This window comes from Brevundimonas sp. Marseille-Q4549 (assembly GCF_976940555.1).
This window is the reverse complement of record NZ_CDRHXG010000001.1, coordinates 693,732-708,344: the sequence shown is the minus strand read 5'-3', so window position 1 is coordinate 708,344 and position 14,613 is coordinate 693,732. Positions and strand designations below refer to the sequence as shown.

At 68.8% G+C, this 14,613-nt stretch carries 13 protein-coding genes; 8 read left to right on the top strand and 5 right to left on the bottom strand.

Annotated elements, in window-relative coordinates:
- Nucleotides 1–174 precede the first annotated feature (174 nt).
- The 3 genes from ACWPV3_RS03550 (at nt 175) to ACWPV3_RS03540 (ending at nt 2,732) form a co-directional block, all read left to right on the top strand.
- Nucleotides 175–1,263: an AGE family epimerase/isomerase gene (locus ACWPV3_RS03550; protein ID WP_453976862.1), complete on the top strand. Its 1,089-nt coding sequence runs from the start codon at nt 175–177 to the stop codon at nt 1,261–1,263.
- Nucleotides 1,260–1,775 (top strand): D-glycero-alpha-D-manno-heptose-1,7-bisphosphate 7-phosphatase, encoded by a 516-nt coding sequence (locus ACWPV3_RS03545; protein ID WP_312735357.1) that lies wholly within the window; start codon nt 1,260–1,262, stop codon nt 1,773–1,775. Before ACWPV3_RS03550 ends, ACWPV3_RS03545 begins: the two co-directional genes overlap by 4 nt.
- Before the next feature lie 72 nt (nt 1,776–1,847).
- Nucleotides 1,848–2,732, top strand: a complete 885-nt coding sequence (locus tag ACWPV3_RS03540) for an alpha/beta fold hydrolase (RefSeq protein WP_453976861.1) — start codon at nt 1,848–1,850, stop codon at nt 2,730–2,732.
- A gap of 5 nt (nt 2,733–2,737) precedes the next feature.
- On the opposite strand, the gene ACWPV3_RS03535 is transcribed toward ACWPV3_RS03540, so the two are convergent.
- Nucleotides 2,738–3,712, bottom strand: coding sequence for an ABC transporter ATP-binding protein (locus tag ACWPV3_RS03535; protein ID WP_453976860.1), 975 nt, complete (start codon nt 3,710–3,712; stop codon nt 2,738–2,740).
- A 181-nt stretch (nt 3,713–3,893) separates the two neighbouring features.
- Between ACWPV3_RS03535 and ACWPV3_RS03530 the strand changes: the two genes are divergently transcribed.
- From ACWPV3_RS03530 to polA, 5 genes are all read left to right on the top strand, one after another.
- Nucleotides 3,894–4,175 (top strand): hypothetical protein, encoded by a 282-nt coding sequence (locus ACWPV3_RS03530; protein ID WP_453976859.1) that lies wholly within the window; start codon nt 3,894–3,896, stop codon nt 4,173–4,175.
- 55 nt (nt 4,176–4,230) lie between these two features.
- Nucleotides 4,231–4,470, top strand: a complete 240-nt coding sequence (locus ACWPV3_RS03525; RefSeq protein WP_453976858.1) for a zinc-finger domain-containing protein — start codon at nt 4,231–4,233, stop codon at nt 4,468–4,470.
- A 96-nt stretch (nt 4,471–4,566) separates the two neighbouring features.
- A complete protein-coding gene (locus tag ACWPV3_RS03520) occupies nt 4,567–5,007 on the top strand; it encodes a VOC family protein (protein WP_453976857.1) in 441 nt (146 codons plus the stop codon).
- Nucleotides 5,007–5,642: a DUF6655 family protein gene (locus ACWPV3_RS03515; protein WP_453976856.1), complete on the top strand. Its 636-nt coding sequence runs from the start codon at nt 5,007–5,009 to the stop codon at nt 5,640–5,642. Before ACWPV3_RS03520 ends, ACWPV3_RS03515 begins: the two co-directional genes overlap by 1 nt.
- A 38-nt stretch (nt 5,643–5,680) precedes the next feature.
- Nucleotides 5,681–8,596: a DNA polymerase I gene (polA, locus tag ACWPV3_RS03510; RefSeq protein WP_453976855.1), complete on the top strand. Its 2,916-nt coding sequence runs from the start codon at nt 5,681–5,683 to the stop codon at nt 8,594–8,596.
- A gap of 21 nt (nt 8,597–8,617) precedes the next feature.
- On the opposite strand, the gene ACWPV3_RS03505 is transcribed toward polA, so the two are convergent.
- From ACWPV3_RS03505 to glnD, 4 genes are all read right to left on the bottom strand, one after another.
- The gene (locus ACWPV3_RS03505) at nt 8,618–9,082 is read right to left on the bottom strand and encodes an OsmC family protein (RefSeq protein WP_453976854.1); all 465 of its coding nucleotides are present in this window, start codon (nt 9,080–9,082) and stop codon (nt 8,618–8,620) included.
- A complete protein-coding gene (trpS, locus tag ACWPV3_RS03500) occupies nt 9,082–10,131 on the bottom strand; it encodes a tryptophan--tRNA ligase (protein ID WP_453976853.1) in 1,050 nt (349 codons plus the stop codon). The genes ACWPV3_RS03505 and trpS overlap by 1 nt, the downstream gene beginning before the upstream one ends.
- Nucleotides 10,132–10,254: 123 nt before the next feature.
- Nucleotides 10,255–11,850, bottom strand: coding sequence for a murein biosynthesis integral membrane protein MurJ (gene murJ, locus ACWPV3_RS03495; RefSeq protein ID WP_453976852.1), 1,596 nt, complete (start codon nt 11,848–11,850; stop codon nt 10,255–10,257).
- Nucleotides 11,851–11,887: 37 nt separating this feature from the next.
- On the bottom strand, nt 11,888–14,590 hold the full coding sequence (gene glnD, locus ACWPV3_RS03490) for a [protein-PII] uridylyltransferase (RefSeq protein WP_453976851.1): 2,703 nt from the start codon (nt 14,588–14,590) through the stop codon (nt 11,888–11,890).
- Nucleotides 14,591–14,613: the final 23 nt, after the last annotated feature.

Below are 14,613 nucleotides of genomic sequence, written 5' to 3'. Positions count from 1 at the left end.
GGTCGGGCGGCGGCGCGGCCGGGCCCGGAACATGAGGCCCTCCTAGCAAGATCGGACGCGAGGGCCAAATCCGGCGCCCTCACTTCGCGTTGCCCTTTGCAACGGCGCCCGCTTGGAGCCTGGTCCCTGGAACTGGCCCTTGGCGCCCGCCGCCCAGCGCCTTAAGCCGAAGCCATGACGACGCTTTCCGCCGCCAAGACCCGGGTCCGGACCTGGCTGTTCGACCAGGCCTTGCCGCTGTGGGCGGCGCGCGGCATGGGCGACGACGGGCGTTTCCATGAACAGCTGGATTTCGACGGCCGACCGGTCACGGGCCGCCCCCGGCGCACCCGCGTCCAGGCGCGTCAGGTCTATGTTTTCTGCGAAGCGACGATCCTGGGCTGGACGCCCGGCCGCGCGGTGGCGGAACGGGGCCTGGACCGGCTGATCGCCGACTATCGCCGCGACGACGGCCTGTGGATCACGTCCACGGACGACGCCGGCGCCGTGCTGGACGCCACGCCGGACCTCTATGACCTGGCCTTCGTCCTGTTCGCCCTGGCGGCGGCGCACCGGGGACTGGGCGACGCCCGCGCCCGGGACCTGGCGCTGGAGACGCTGGCCGCGATCCAGGCGCGGATGGCCGCGCCCCATGGCGGCTGGCAGGAGGCCCTGCCGCCTCGCCTGCCGCGACGCCAGAACCCGCACATGCATATGCTGGAGGCCTTGCTGGCCTGGCAAACGACGGCGCCTGATCCCGCGTTCGAGACGGCGGCCCGATCCGTCCTGGACCTGGCCCACGAACGGCTGATCGTCGATGGCGCGGTGCGGGAGTATTTCACCGCCGACTGGACGCCCGATCCGGCGGCGGGCCAGGTGATCGAGCCGGGCCACCTGGAGGAATGGGCCTGGCTTCTGACCCAGGCGACCAGGCTGGGCCTGTGCGACGGATCGGCGGCGACCGACCTGCACCGCCGCGCCATGACGCACGGCCGGCGCGACGGCTTCTTGATCCGCGAGATGGCGCCGGACGGGTCGCCCCTGGACGCGGGCCGCCGCCTGTGGGCCCAGACCGAGGCGATCCGGACGGGCCTGGCCTTCAAAGATTCCGAAACGCCGGACCTGATCGCCCGAACTTTCGAGACGCATCTGGCGACCGAAATCCCCGGCCTGTGGATCGACAGCTACCAGGCCGACGGCCGCTCGGCGGACCGGGCGGCGCCCGCCTCCAGCCTCTATCACCTGACCACCGCCTTTTCCGAACTGCTGGGGAGCGACGCATGACCGGCCGACCCGCCGCCTTCCTGGACCGCGACGGCGTCCTGATCGAGGACAGCGGCTATCCGCATCGACCCGAGGATCTGAAGCTGATCCCCGGCGCCGCGGCGGCCGTGCGGCGGATGAAGGACGCCGGCTATCGGACCGTCATCGTCACCAACCAGTCGGGGGTGGCGCGCGGCCTTTTCAGCGAAGAGCGGATGCACGCCTTCAACGCCGAACTGGTCGCCCGGCTGGCCCAGGACGGGGCCGTGATCGACGCCGTCTACGCCTGCCCCTTCCACGAGAAAGCGGTCGAGGCCCGCTATCGCCATCCCGACCATCCGGACCGCAAGCCCAATCCCGGCATGTTGCTGCGGGCCATCGCCGATCACGGGCTGGACCCGGCCCGGTCCTTCATCATCGGCGACAAGGACAGCGACCTTCAGGCCGGCGTCCGCGCGGGCGTGGCGGGTCATCTGTTCGAAGGGGGCGATCTGGACGCCTTCGTGCGCGACGCGGTCCTCGGCCAGGGCTGACTGCGGACATCGCAATTCCGCAGGCGATGAATTACTCTGGACCAAAAGCCCAAAAGACAGAGGAAACCGCCCGTGACCGCCCAAACGTCCGCCTTCGTCGATCGCCGCTGGACCTCGCCCGAGGGACTCAGCCTCCATGCCCGCGACTATGCGCCAGCGGCGGGACCGGCCCGCCCGCCGGTCGTCGCCATCCACGGCCTGACCCGCAACAGCGCCGATTTCGAAGCCATCGCGCCCCTGCTGGCGCAGAGCGGTCGGCGTGTGCTGGCGGTGGACGTGCGCGGCCGGGGTCTGTCGGACCGCGCGCCCGATCCCATGACCTATACGCCCGACGTCTACGCCCGCGACATCCTGGCCCTGATGGATCAGGCCGCCATCGACCGCGCGGTCTTCGTCGGCACCTCCATGGGCGGGCTGATCACCATGGCCCTGACGACGATGCGGCCCAGGGCCGTGGTCGCGGCGATCCTGAACGACATCGGCCCGGAGGTGGCGCCCGAGGGCCTGGCCCGCATCGCCGCCTACAGCGGCCAGCCGGTCGAGATCGGCTCATGGACCGACGCGGCGGACTACGCCAGGCGGATCAACGCCGTCGCCTTCCCTCACTATGCGGACGCGGACTGGGACGCCTTCGCCCGACGCATTTTCCGCCAGCAAGCGGACGGCGAAATCGGCCTGGATTACGATCCCGACATCGCCGTGCCGATCCGGGCGGCGGGCGCCAAGGCCCTGGTCCCCGACCTGTGGCCCATGTTCCGACGGCTGGCGAAAAAAAAGCCGACGCTTCTGGTGCGGGGCGCGACCTCGGACCTGCTGAGCGCCGACATCGCCGAGCGTATGAAAAAGGCGGCCCCCGCCATGGCCTATGTCGAGGTTCCGGGCGTCGGCCACGCCCCAATGCTGGACGAGGCCGAGGCGCGCGCCGCGATCTTCGAATTCCTGGCCGATATCGACTGACCGGATCAGTATTTGGTCGGATCGTCCTGAGAGGCGTCGCCATAGGTCAGGGCCAGGAAGACGTCTTCCAGGTCCGGATCTTCGGTGGTGATGTCGGCGATGGTGACGCCGGCCGCGCGCACGGCGTTGATCACCTGCTCCACCGACGACTGGCCCTTCTTGTAGGCGACGGCGAAGGCGCCGCCTGGACGGGGCGTGACCTCGAAGCCGGCCAGCACCGGCGGTGTCGCCTGAGGCGTTTCCGGGGTCACGACGACGTTTCGGCTGTCCAGACGGCGCAGCAGTTGCGGCGTCGGCTCGCAGGCCACCACCTCGCCCCGGTTGACGATGGCGATGGTGTCGCAGAGCTCCTGCGCCTCTTCCAGGTAGTGGGTGGTCAGGACGATGGTCACGCCCTCTTCGTTGATGCGGCGGACATAGGCCCACAGCTGGCGGCGCAGTTCGACATCCACTCCTGCGGTCGGCTCGTCCAGGATCAGGATGGGCGGATTGTGGACCAGGGCCTTGGCCACCATTAGGCGGCGCTTCATACCGCCGGACAGAGCGCGGACATAGGCGTTGGCCTTGTCCGACAGGCCCAGCGCCGCCAGCAGCTCGTCGGATCGGCGCTCGTCCTTGGGCACGCCATAGAAGCCGGCCTGCACCTCCAGCGATTCGCGCGGGGTGAAGAAGACGTCGGCGACGATCTCCTGCGGCACCACGCCCAAGGCCGCTGCGGCGTCGCGCGGCTCCTTGTCGATGTCGCGACCCCAGATCTTCACCGTGCCTTCCGTCTTCTTGACCACCCCGGCCAGGATGTTGATCAAGGTCGACTTGCCGGCGCCGTTCGGCCCCAGCAGACCGAAGACCGAGCCGCGCGGGATGACCAGGTCGACGCCGCGCAGGGCCGTCTTGGGCGGCGCCTTCTTGGACCCGGCGTAGGTCTTCTTCAGCCCCCGCACCTCGATGGCGTTTTCAGGCAGGGCGGCGGTCTGGGACATGGGCAGGAGCGCTCAAGGAAGGTCGGGCGGCATAGGTAGGGCGCATGGGCGGGTTCGCCAAGCCGTCGGCGACGAGGCGTTGGGTAAGCACCCTTGTCTTGGTGTCAATGATGCTTGACTAGATGGTTGGTTGTGTCTAGCATGCTTGTCATAACGTCAAACCTGCTTGATGGAGACCGCCATGACCCAAGCCCGCCGCCTGACCAAGACCCGCCTGATCGGTTTTGTCGCCATGGGGGTTTGCGCCCTGGGCTACGCCGGCGCCGGACTGGCGCTGCTGGCCGGAAAGACCGACCAGATCGCCATGACCACGGCGGCCCTGGCCTTCGCCGTCCTGGCCCTGATCGGCGAATGCGGCCTGTGGGTCGGCGCCGCCTGCCTGGGTCTGACCCTGTTCAAGAAGCGCAAGGCGATGCTGAACCGTCTGCTGGGCCGACGCCCCGCCGCCTCCGCCGAGGTTTGACGCGCGGGTCCGGTCCGCCTAGGAACGCGCAAGCCCTCCAGCCCCGGACCGGACCATGCCTCCCCGTCATCCCGAAGCCCTGATCCTTCCGCCGGAAGAGATCGTCGTCTCCACCAAGCGCGTGGCCTGCGACGGCGGCGGCGGAGCCCTGGGCCATCCACTGGTCTATCTGGATATGGGCGGCGAGGACTTCATCGAGTGCCCCTATTGCGATCGGCGTTTCGTGCTGTCGGCCCACCCGCACGACGAGAACGAATATCTGAGCCCAGCGGCCCGCGCGCCTGAAGCCCACTAGAACGGGGCCCCCTAGGGCCGTAACGCCAGTTCAGTCGCCTGGGCGTGGTCGGCGGCGTATAGACCGCGCACACGCCGTTCGGACGGAGACGAACCCTTGCGCTATCTGCACACCATGGTCCGGGTGAAGGACCTTGAGGCCTCGCTGCATTTCTACTGCGACCTTCTTGGTCTTCAGGAGGTGCGTCGCACCGAGAACGAGGCCGGACGGTTCACCCTGGTCTTCCTGGCGGCGCCGAAGAACCTGGATCAGTCGCAGGCCGAGCGCGCCCCAGAGGTGGAGCTGACCTTCAACTGGGAGCCGGAAGACTATTCCGGCGGTCGCAACTTCGGCCATCTGGCCTACGAGGTCGACGACATCTACGCCGCCTGCCGCCGACTGATGGACGGGGGCGTCACGATCAACCGCCCGCCGCGCGACGGCTATATGGCCTTTGTCCGGTCGCCGGACGGCGTCTCCGTCGAACTGCTTCAGAAAGGCCACGCCCTGGCGCCGGCCGAACCCTGGGCCTCCATGCCCAATACGGGAAGCTGGTGATGGTTCGATTTGGGGCCGCGCAGGCGCGCATGGCCGCCGCGCTGGGGACGACGGTCATCCTGGCGTCGGCCTGCGCCTCGACGACCGAATCGAACATCGGCCGCACCGCGACCGAGCAGCTGTTGCTGGCGCGGGCCGCCGACAAGGCGGTCGAGGGTCTGTCTCTGCCCCTGCCGACAGCCTCGGCCATCTTCGTCGACGAGACCTATTTCCAAGCCGAAAACTCCCGCTACGCCATCAGCGCGATCCGCGCGGCCCTGTCCGACGCCGGCTATCGACTGACCCGCAACAGGGAAGACGCCGACGCCGTGTTCGAACTCCGCACCGGCGCCCTGGCGCTGGAGCAGATGCGTCGCGTGGTCGGCATTCCGGAAATGCGGATTCCAATCAATGAGAACCTGAACGTCGTTTCGCTGCCGGAGCTGTCGGTCTACAGCAACCGGGACCGCGCCGGCGTCGCCGAATTCTCCGGGTTTCTCTACGAAGCGAAGACCGGTGCGCCCCTGGGCGCGGTTCTGCCGATGATCGGCCAGTATCGCATCCGCAGCCACAAGCTGTTCATGATCGTGACCTGGGGCCAGCAGCAGGCCCAACCGGGCCGCCGTAACCCCGGTTCCAGCTGGACCGAATTCTGACGGCTGACGCGGCGGCTTCGGCCGCCTATGTTCCGCCCATGACCGACGCCTCCGCCCCCGACGCCGCCGACACCCAGGACCGCCCGTTGACCCAGGACGGGCCGGCGCTGCGTCTGTGGATGATCGACGCCTCGGCCTATATCTTCCGCGCCTATCACGCCCTGCCGCCCCTGACGCGCAAGTCGGACGGCCTGCCGGTGGGCGCCGTCCAGGGCTACTGCAACATGTTGTGGAAGCTGTTGAAGGACATGAAGGGCGCGGATGGTCCGACCCATCTGGTCGCCATCTTCGACCATTCGGAAAAGACGTTCCGCAACACCCTGTATGATCAATACAAGGCCCACCGTCCGCCGCCGCCCGAAGACCTGATCCCGCAGTTTCCGCTGGTGCGCGAGGCGACGGCGGCGTTCGGCGTCCATTGCGTCGAACTGCCCGGCTACGAGGCCGACGACCTGATCGCCACCTACGCCTGCAAGGCGCGCGAGGCGGGCGGCGAGGCGGTGATCGTGTCGTCCGACAAGGACCTGATGCAGCTGATCGGCGGCGGCGTGGTCATGTGGGACCCGATGAAGGACCGGCGTCTGGCCGAGCCCGAGGTGTTCGAGAAGTTCGGCGTGGGGCCCGAGAAGATGGTCGATCTTCAGGCCCTGATCGGCGACAGCGTCGACAATGTGCCGGGCGCCCCCGGCATCGGACCCAAGACGGCGGCCCAGCTGCTGGACGAATACGGCGATCTGGACACCCTGCTGGCTAACGCCGGTGAGATAAAACAGCCCAAGCGGCGCCAGACCCTGATCGATTTCGCCGATCAGATCCGCCTGTCGCGCGAACTGGTGCGCCTGACCTGCGATGCGCCGGCGCCCGAGGCGATCGACGATTTCGCCGTGCGCGATCCCGATCCCGCGATCCTGTCGGCCTTTCTGGAGACGATGGAGTTCCGCTCGCTGCAGCGCCGCGTCGGCGATGGCAAGGCCGGGCCCAGCGACGTCTCGGCCTTTGCGCCCAAACGCGCGCCGAACCTGAGCGCCCCGGTCGCTACGCCGCGCTACGGCCAGGTCGTCGAAGGCCCGGCCGAGGTCCAGACGTTCGATCACGCGGCCTACGAATGCGTTCAGACCGAAGAGGCGCTGGATCGCTGGATCGCGCGCGCGACCGAGGTCGGCGTCGTCGGCTTCGACACCGAGACTGATACGCTGTCGGCGACCCATGCGGGCCTGTGCGGCGTGTCGCTGGCAGTGGGGCCGAACGAGGCCTGCTACATCCCCCTGACGCACGAGCACGAGCCGCAGGCTGGCGAGGGCGGTCTGTTTGGCGAAGCGGGAGAGGCGCCCGAGCCGATCCATCAGCTGGACAAACCCACGACCCTGGCCAAGCTGAAGACGCTGCTGGAAGACCCATCGGTTCTGAAGGTGCTTCAGAACGCCAAATACGACCTCGCCGTCATGGCGCGCCGGGGCATCCGCGTCGCGCCCTATGACGACACGATGCTGATCTCCTATGTGCTGGAGGGGGGACTGCACGGGCACGGCATGGACGAGCTGGCGCGCCTGCACCTGGGCCACGAGCCGATCCCGTTCAAGAGCGTGGCGGGTACGGGCAAGAGCCAGAAATCCTTCAAGCACGTCGCGCTGAAACCCGCCTCGGAATATGCCGCCGAGGATGCGGATGTGACCCTGCGGCTCTGGCGCATCCTGAAACCCCGTCTGGCGCGTGAGGGCCTGTCCACCGTCTATGAGACGCTGGAGCGCGGCATGCCGGCGGTGCTGGCGGACATGGAGCTGAACGGGGTCCGCATCGATCCCGACCGGCTGAAGCGGCTGTCCAGCGAGTTCGGCCTGCGCATGGCCGAGCTGGAGGCCCAGGCCCATGAAATCGCCGGACGGCCCTTCAACATCGGTTCGCCGCGTCAGATCGGCGAGATCCTGTTCGGCGAACTGAACCTGCCGGGCGGCAAGAAGACCGCCTCGGGCCAGTGGGGCACCGACGCCAGCGTGCTGGAGGAGCTGGCGCTCACCCACGATCTGCCGCGCGCGATCCTGGACTGGCGCCAGCTGTCGAAGCTGAAGGGCACCTATACGGACGCCCTGATCGCCGCCGCCGATCCCAAGACCGACCGCGTCCACACCAGCTATCAACTGGCCGCCGCCACCACAGGCCGTCTGGCGTCCAGCGACCCCAACCTGCAGAACATCCCCATCCGCACCGAGACCGGACGCGAAATCCGCCAGGCCTTCATCGCCTCGCCGGGCCATGTCCTGATCAGCGCCGACTACAGCCAGATCGAGCTGCGCCTGCTGGCCCATATCGGCGACATCCCCGAGCTGAAGCGCGCCTTCAAGGCGGGACTGGATATTCACGCGGCGACGGCGTCGGAGATGTTCGGCGTGCCCGTCGAGGGCATGCCGTCCGAGACGCGCCGCCGGGCCAAGGCGATCAACTTCGGCATCGTCTACGGCATTTCGGCCTTCGGCCTGGCCAACCAGCTGGGCATCGATCAGGGTGAGGCGGGGGCCTATATCAAGACCTATTTCGAACGCTTCCCCGGCATCCGCGCCTATATGGACAAGACCAAGGCCGAGGTGCGTCAGACCGGCTTCGTCTCGACCGTCTTCGGCCGCCGAATCCACATCCCGGCCATTCATTCCAAGTCCGGCGCCGAGCGCCAGTTCGGCGAGCGCGCCGCCATCAACGCCCCGATCCAGGGCGCCGCGGCCGACATCATCCGCCGCGCCATGATCCGCATGCCCGCCGCCCTGACCGACGCCGGCCTGAGCACGCGCATGCTGCTTCAGGTGCACGACGAACTGGTGTTCGAGGCGCCGGAAGCCGAGGCCGACCACGCCATCGCCGTCATCAAGCGTGTGATGGAAAACGCCGCCGAGCCCGCCGTCGCCTTGTCCGTTCCGCTCGTCGTCGACGCCCGCGCCGCCGCCAACTGGGACGAGGCGCACTAGGACGCGAACCCTGAAAGGCGTTCAGCCGACAGTAGCCTCAATGGCGATGGTCGCGCGGACCGAATGGGCCATTTCGCAATGATCGTGGGCCTGGTGGTGCAGGGCGTCGATCTCGGCTTGATCGGGCTCGCGGCCGGTGAAGCTGGTGAAGGGGCGCAGCGTCACTTGGGCCAGATAGCGCTTGCCGCTATCGTCCTTGCCCATCTTGCCCGACGCCTCGTCGACATAGGTGTCGACCACCAGGCCGGCGTTGGCGGCGAAAGCCAGGAACCACAGCATATGACAGCTGGAAAGAGAGGCGACCATCGCCTCTTCCGGATCGACGCCTGCGGGATCGGACATCGGCAGCGGCACGCTGGACGGCGCTGACGAAGCCGGAACCACCGCCCCGCCGTCGAAGCTCCAGGAATGGGCGCGGCTGTAGCGCTTGTCCAGGAAGGGCTGATCGCCCCGGTTCCAGACGACCCTGGCTTCATAGACGCCCATTACGCCCTCCAGAAGCCGACGATCTTCTTGACCGCGTCCACCACGGGATCGGCGACGGCGGCGGCCCGCTCGGCCCCGTCTTTCAACACCCGATCGATCTCGGCCGGATCGTCCATCAGGCGGCGCATCTCGGCCGTGACGGGCGCCAGGCTGGAGACCGCCAGATCGGCCAGGGCCGGCTTGAAGGCGCCGAAGCCCTGGCCGCCGAACTGTTCGATCACCTGTTCGCGCGTCAGCCCGGCCAGGGCGGCGTAGATGGCGACCAGGTTCTTGGCCTCGGGCCGGTCGTCCAGTCCCTCCAGAGTCTCGGGCAGGGGCGCGGGGTCGGTCTTGGCCCTCCTGATCTTGGCCGCGATCGCGTCGGCGTCGTCGGTCAGGTTGATGCGGCTGTTGTCCGACGGATCCGACTTGGACATCTTGGCCATCCCGTCGCGCAGGGACATGACCCGCGTCGCCGGCCCCTGGATGATCGGCTCAGGCAGCGGGAAATAGCCGGGCACGCCGAAGTCGTTGTTGAACTTGGCGGCGATGTCGCGGGTCAGCTCCAGATGCTGTTTCTGGTCCTCGCCGACCGGAACCTCGGTGGCCTTGTACAGCAGAATGTCCGCCGCCTGCAGCACCGGATAGGTGTAGAGGCCGACCGAGGCGCGTTCCTTGTGCTTGCCCGACTTCTCCTTGAACTGGGTCATCCGGTCCAACCAGCCGAGGCGGGCGACGCAGTTGAAGATCCAGGCCAGGTCGGCATGGGCGCGCACGGCCGACTGGGGGAAGATGGCGGCCTTGGCCGGGTCCAGGCCCGAGGCCAGATAGGCGGCGGCGATCTCGCGCGTCTGGGCGGTCAGCTTGGCCGGGTCCTGCCACACGGTGATGGCGTGCATGTCGGCGACGAAGACGAACAGGGGCGCGCCCTGATCCTGAAGCTCGACGAAACGCTTCAGCGCGCCGAGATAATTGCCCAGATGCAGGGCGCCGGAGGCCTGGATGCCGGAAAGGATGCGGCGCGGGCCGTCATAGGCCGGGGCGGCGGGAGCCGGGGTCTGATCAGTCATGAGGTCGGGTCTCGAAAATACAGGGGCAGGCGTGGCGAAGCGATCGGCGGTCAGCCGCGCCATCGCCGATCAAGAACAGGGCCCGAATTGATCATGGTCTCGCGCTTATCGGTTCGTCGCCCGTCAGTCCAGACCGGAGACGCCGCCGCCGCCCGGCTCGCGGCGGAGCGTCGCCTTCAGCTCGCCCAGCGTGACCGCGCGGAACAGCAGCAGGCAGAACCCGTAAAGCGCCGCGCCGACGCCGCAGACCACCAGGATCGCGATCTCCTTGGCCAGGAACACCCGGCTCAACAGGGCGTATTCGACGCTGGCGGCGAACAACAGGGCGGCCATGACCAGGCTGGCGGCGACGACGCGGCCGATGCGCGACAAGAAGGCGGGCGACGGCCGCCAGCTGTTCTCGCGGACCAACACCCCGCCCAGGAGGCCGACATTGACCCAGGCGGCGGTGCTGGTGGCGACCGCCAGACCCAGAACGCCGTCCCAGCCCCGGCTGCGGAACCAGAAGAACAGGGCCGAACCCAGAACCACGGTCACGACCACGCTGGCGACGGCGAAGATCATCGGCCGGCGGGTGTCCTGGCGGGCGAAGAAGGGCGGCGTCAGCACCTTGGCCAGGACGAAGGCCGGCACGCCCCAGGCGAACTGGCGCAGCACATCGGCGGTGCGGCTGGCGTCGGCCGAGGTGAAGGCCCCGCGCGTCACCGTGGCGTCGATGACGAAGAACGGAATGACGAACAGGGCGACGGCCGCCGGCAGGGTGAAGGCCATGGCCAGATTGATGCCGTCGTCCAGCGTCCGCTGGCCGCCTTCGTGATCGCCGGCGACGAAGGCCCTGGTCAGGCGCGGAACAAGGGCCAGGCCGATGGCGACCCCCACCAGGCCCAGCGGCAGTTGATACAGACGGTCCGCGTTATAGAGGACCGAGCGCGCGCCCTCGTCCGAACCGGTCAGGAACTGCGACACCAGGGAGTTGATCTGCAAGGCGCCGCCGGCCAGGGCGCCGGGCACGGCCAGGCTCAGCGTCCTTTTGACGTTGGGCGTGATGCGCGGCAGGCCCAGCTTCAGCCGCACGCCCAGGCGTCGCACGCCCCACCACAGAAGCGCGGCCTGGATGACGCCGGACACGGTGACGGCGGCCGTCACCATCATCAGCACCGTCTCCTGCGGAATCGGCAACAGCATGGGCGGAACCAGCGCCGCCAGGGTGCACAGGTTCAGAAAGACCGGCACGCCGGCCGACAGGGCGAACCGCCCCCCGGTGTTCAATATCCCCGACAACAGGGATGCGGCCGTCATGCAGGCCAGATAGGGCATGGCCAGCTGGGTCGCGATCACCGCCGCGCGCAGCACTTCCGGCTGGCCGCGATAGGCCGACAGCAGCCAGGGCATGATCCAGGGCATGACGACCTGCAACAGGACGCAGAAGCCGGCGACCACCGCCAGCATGAAGCTGAGCGCCTCCGAGGCCGTCACGGCGGCGGCTTCATCGCCCTCGCGCGCCTTGACCCCGCCATAGACCGGCACGAAGGCCTGGGCGAAGGCGCCCTCGGCGAACAGGCGCCGGAACATGTTGGGCAGCATCAGCGCCGTGGTGAAGGCGTCCATCATCGGCCCCTGGCCGAACCGGGCGGCCAGGGCCATGTCGCGCGCGAAGCCGAGAATACGACTGCCCAGGGTCAGGCTCGATTGAACCAGGGTGTTGCGGGCGAGGCTCATGCGGACGTTCGGCGAGGTCGAAGGAGGGGTGCGAGGCTTAGCGCGCTTCCGGTCCCCGCGATACAGGCTTGCGCGCCCGGCGGCCCAGTTCGGACACGTCGCGCGCGCTGGCGCGGGCAGAGGCCACCTTGCGGCCGGCGGGCGCGGGCGCGCGGCTGTCCAGCACCGCCTCCAGCGCGCGCCTCAGCTCCTCGATCCGCTGTTCCGAGGCGACCTTGCGTCCCTTGCGGTCAACGACATAGAAGCTGTCCACCGCCCGCTCGCCGAAGCTGGCGACATGGGCCGAACGGATGCTCAGCCCCTCGTCGTTGAAGACGCGCGACAGGGCCGCCAGAAGGCCGGGGCGGTCGGCGCCCGACACCTCGACCACCGTGGCGGTCTCGCTGGCGTGATGATCGACCATGACGACGGGGCGGACCTCGAAGGCGGCCTTTCGCGCATTGCCGGCGGGTTCGGGCGCCTTGCCGATACGGCCCTCCCCCCGCGCGGCGCGCTCCAGCGCCTCGACCATGGCCTTGAGGCGACGGGGTTCGGCCTGGCCGTAGGGCAGTCCCGCCCCGTCCTGAACGCGAAAGACGTCCAGGACGACGCCCTGATCGCTGGTGGCGACGCGGGCGTCGGTCACGTCCGCCCCCAGGGCGGCCATGGTCTGGGCCAGGTCGGCGAACAGGCCGGGACGGTCGGCGGCGGCGATGGAGATTTCGGTGGTCTGGACCGGCAGGCCCTCCACCGCCGGCGTCGCCCGCGCCCGGGCCGCCGCCCCCTCGATCCGCGCCCGCGCCACCAGTTCCGCCTCCTCGGCCAGGGGATCGGCGCGCGCCATGTCCTCGCCCCGGAACAGGGCGGCGACCTGGTTATAGAGGGTGCGCATCAGCTGCCCCTTCCAGCCGTTCCAGACGCCCGGGCCCACGGCGCGGATGTCGGCGACGGTCAACACCAGCAGCATCCGCAGGCGCTCGGGATCGCCGACCAGTTCGGCGAAGGCGCGGATGGTGGCCGGGTCGGACAGGTCGCGCTTCTGGGCGTGATCGCTCAGCGCCAGATGGTTGCGAACCAGCCAGACGACCAGTTCGATCCGGCGCGGATCGACGCCCAGCCGTTCGCACGCGCGGCGCGCGGCGATGGCGCCGTCCTCCAGCTGTCCCCGCTCGCCGCCCTTGCCGACGTCGTGCAGCAGCATGGCCAGCATCAGGGCCTCCATGTCCGAGATCAGATGCACGATCTCGGACGCCATCGGGTGGTCGTCCCGCAGCTTGCCGCGGGCGATGTCGTTGATGACCCCGATGGCCTGGAGCGTATGCTCGTCCACCGTATAGGCGTGGTACATGTTGAACTGGGTCTGACCGACGATCCGGCCCCATTCCGGCAGGAACCGACCCAGAAGACCCGTCTCGTTCATCAGGGTCAGAACGCGGTAGGGCCGCTGGCCATGCGCCAGGATGCTGAGGAAGGCCTTGCTGGCCTCGGGGTCGCGCCTCAGCCGGGGCGTCACCAGCGACAGGGACCGCGTCACCGCCGAAAAGGCGTCCGGGTGCAGGTCCAGATCGTGCCGGTCGGCGCAGACGAACAGCTTCAACAGTTTGGTCGGATTGGCGGCGAAGACCTCGGCGCCCTCGACCGACAGGCGGCCCTGGTCGATCCAGAAGCCCTCGACCTCCAGCTTGCGCCGGGCCGGACGGAAGGGCGTGATCAGGCGCGACAGACCCAGGGCCGTCTTCTGGTGGCGCGCCTCCAGCTTGGCCGACATGGCGCGCGTCAAGGCGCCGACATCGCGCGCGACCAGAAAATAGCGCCGCATGAACCGCTCTACCGCCGGTTCGTCGCCGCGCCCGCGCCAGCCCATGCGCCGGGCCACCTCGGGCTGCATGTCGAAGGTCAGCTTCTCCTCGGCGCGCCCTGCGATCAGGTGCAGGTGGATGCGAACCCGCCACAGGAAGTCGAACGCCTCGTCAGACGTGCGCCGTTCACGCGGGGTGAACAGCTCGTCCATCACCGTCGCGCCCAGCCGGCTTTCCGGGGCCAGGGACCGGGCGATCCAGTACAGGGTGTTCAGGTCGCGAAGGCCGCCCTTGCCGTCCTTGACGTTGGGTTCGACCTTGTAGCGCGTCGAGCCGGCCTTCTCGTGCCGCACAGCCCGTTCTTCCAGCTTGGCGGCGATGAAGGGGCGCGGGTCGGACCTGGACACCATCTCGCGAAACCGACCGATCATCAGCTCGGCCAGGCGCTGATCGCCCGCCAACGGCCGCGCTTCGAGCAGGGTGGTCCGCACCGTCATGTCTGTGCGCGACAGGCTGAGGCATTCTTCGACCGAGCGCACCGACGGCCCGACCTTCACCCCCAGATCCCACAGCACATAGAGGACGAATTCGATCACGCTCTCCCCGCGTGGCGTCGCCTTGGCCGGGCGCAGGAACAGCAGGTCCAGATCCGAGAAGGGCGCCAGGACGCCCCGCCCATAGCCCCCCACCGCCACCAGCGACAGACGTTCGCTCTCGACCGGCGAGACGGGAAACAGGGTCTCGGTCGCCACCCGCCACAGGGCCTTCAGCATGTCGTCGGCGGCCGCGGCGTAAAGACGGGCGACCTCGCGCCCCTTCGAACCGGCGTCCAGCTTGCGCTCGGCGCGGGTGCGGGCGGCGTCATAGGCCTCGCGCAGAACGAAAGAGACCGCCGCGCGCGGATCCTGCGCGGCGGCGGCCTCGTCTAGTCGGTCGTCGAGGCTGGGCGGAGCGGGGGTCATGCGCCGATATAGGCCTCAAACCC

What these genes read in the sequence shown, in the direction of transcription:
- ACWPV3_RS03550 (WP_453976862.1), top strand. Translation starts at nt 175, where the DNA reads ATGACGACGCTTTCCGCCGCCAAGACCCGGGTCCGGACCTGGCTGTTC.
- ACWPV3_RS03545 (WP_312735357.1), top strand. Translation starts at nt 1,260, where the DNA reads ATGACCGGCCGACCCGCCGCCTTCCTGGACCGCGACGGCGTCCTGATC.
- ACWPV3_RS03535 (WP_453976860.1), bottom strand. Translation starts at nt 3,712, where the DNA reads ATGTCCCAGACCGCCGCCCTGCCTGAAAACGCCATCGAGGTGCGGGGG.
- ACWPV3_RS03530 (WP_453976859.1), top strand. Translation starts at nt 3,894, where the DNA reads ATGACCCAAGCCCGCCGCCTGACCAAGACCCGCCTGATCGGTTTTGTC.
- ACWPV3_RS03525 (WP_453976858.1), top strand. Translation starts at nt 4,231, where the DNA reads ATGCCTCCCCGTCATCCCGAAGCCCTGATCCTTCCGCCGGAAGAGATC.
- ACWPV3_RS03515 (WP_453976856.1), top strand. Translation starts at nt 5,007, where the DNA reads ATGGTTCGATTTGGGGCCGCGCAGGCGCGCATGGCCGCCGCGCTGGGG.
- polA (WP_453976855.1), top strand. Translation starts at nt 5,681, where the DNA reads ATGACCGACGCCTCCGCCCCCGACGCCGCCGACACCCAGGACCGCCCG.
- ACWPV3_RS03505 (WP_453976854.1), bottom strand. Translation starts at nt 9,082, where the DNA reads ATGGGCGTCTATGAAGCCAGGGTCGTCTGGAACCGGGGCGATCAGCCC.
- trpS (WP_453976853.1), bottom strand. Translation starts at nt 10,131, where the DNA reads ATGACTGATCAGACCCCGGCTCCCGCCGCCCCGGCCTATGACGGCCCG.
- murJ (WP_453976852.1), bottom strand. Translation starts at nt 11,850, where the DNA reads ATGAGCCTCGCCCGCAACACCCTGGTTCAATCGAGCCTGACCCTGGGC.
- glnD (WP_453976851.1), bottom strand. Translation starts at nt 14,590, where the DNA reads ATGACCCCCGCTCCGCCCAGCCTCGACGACCGACTAGACGAGGCCGCC.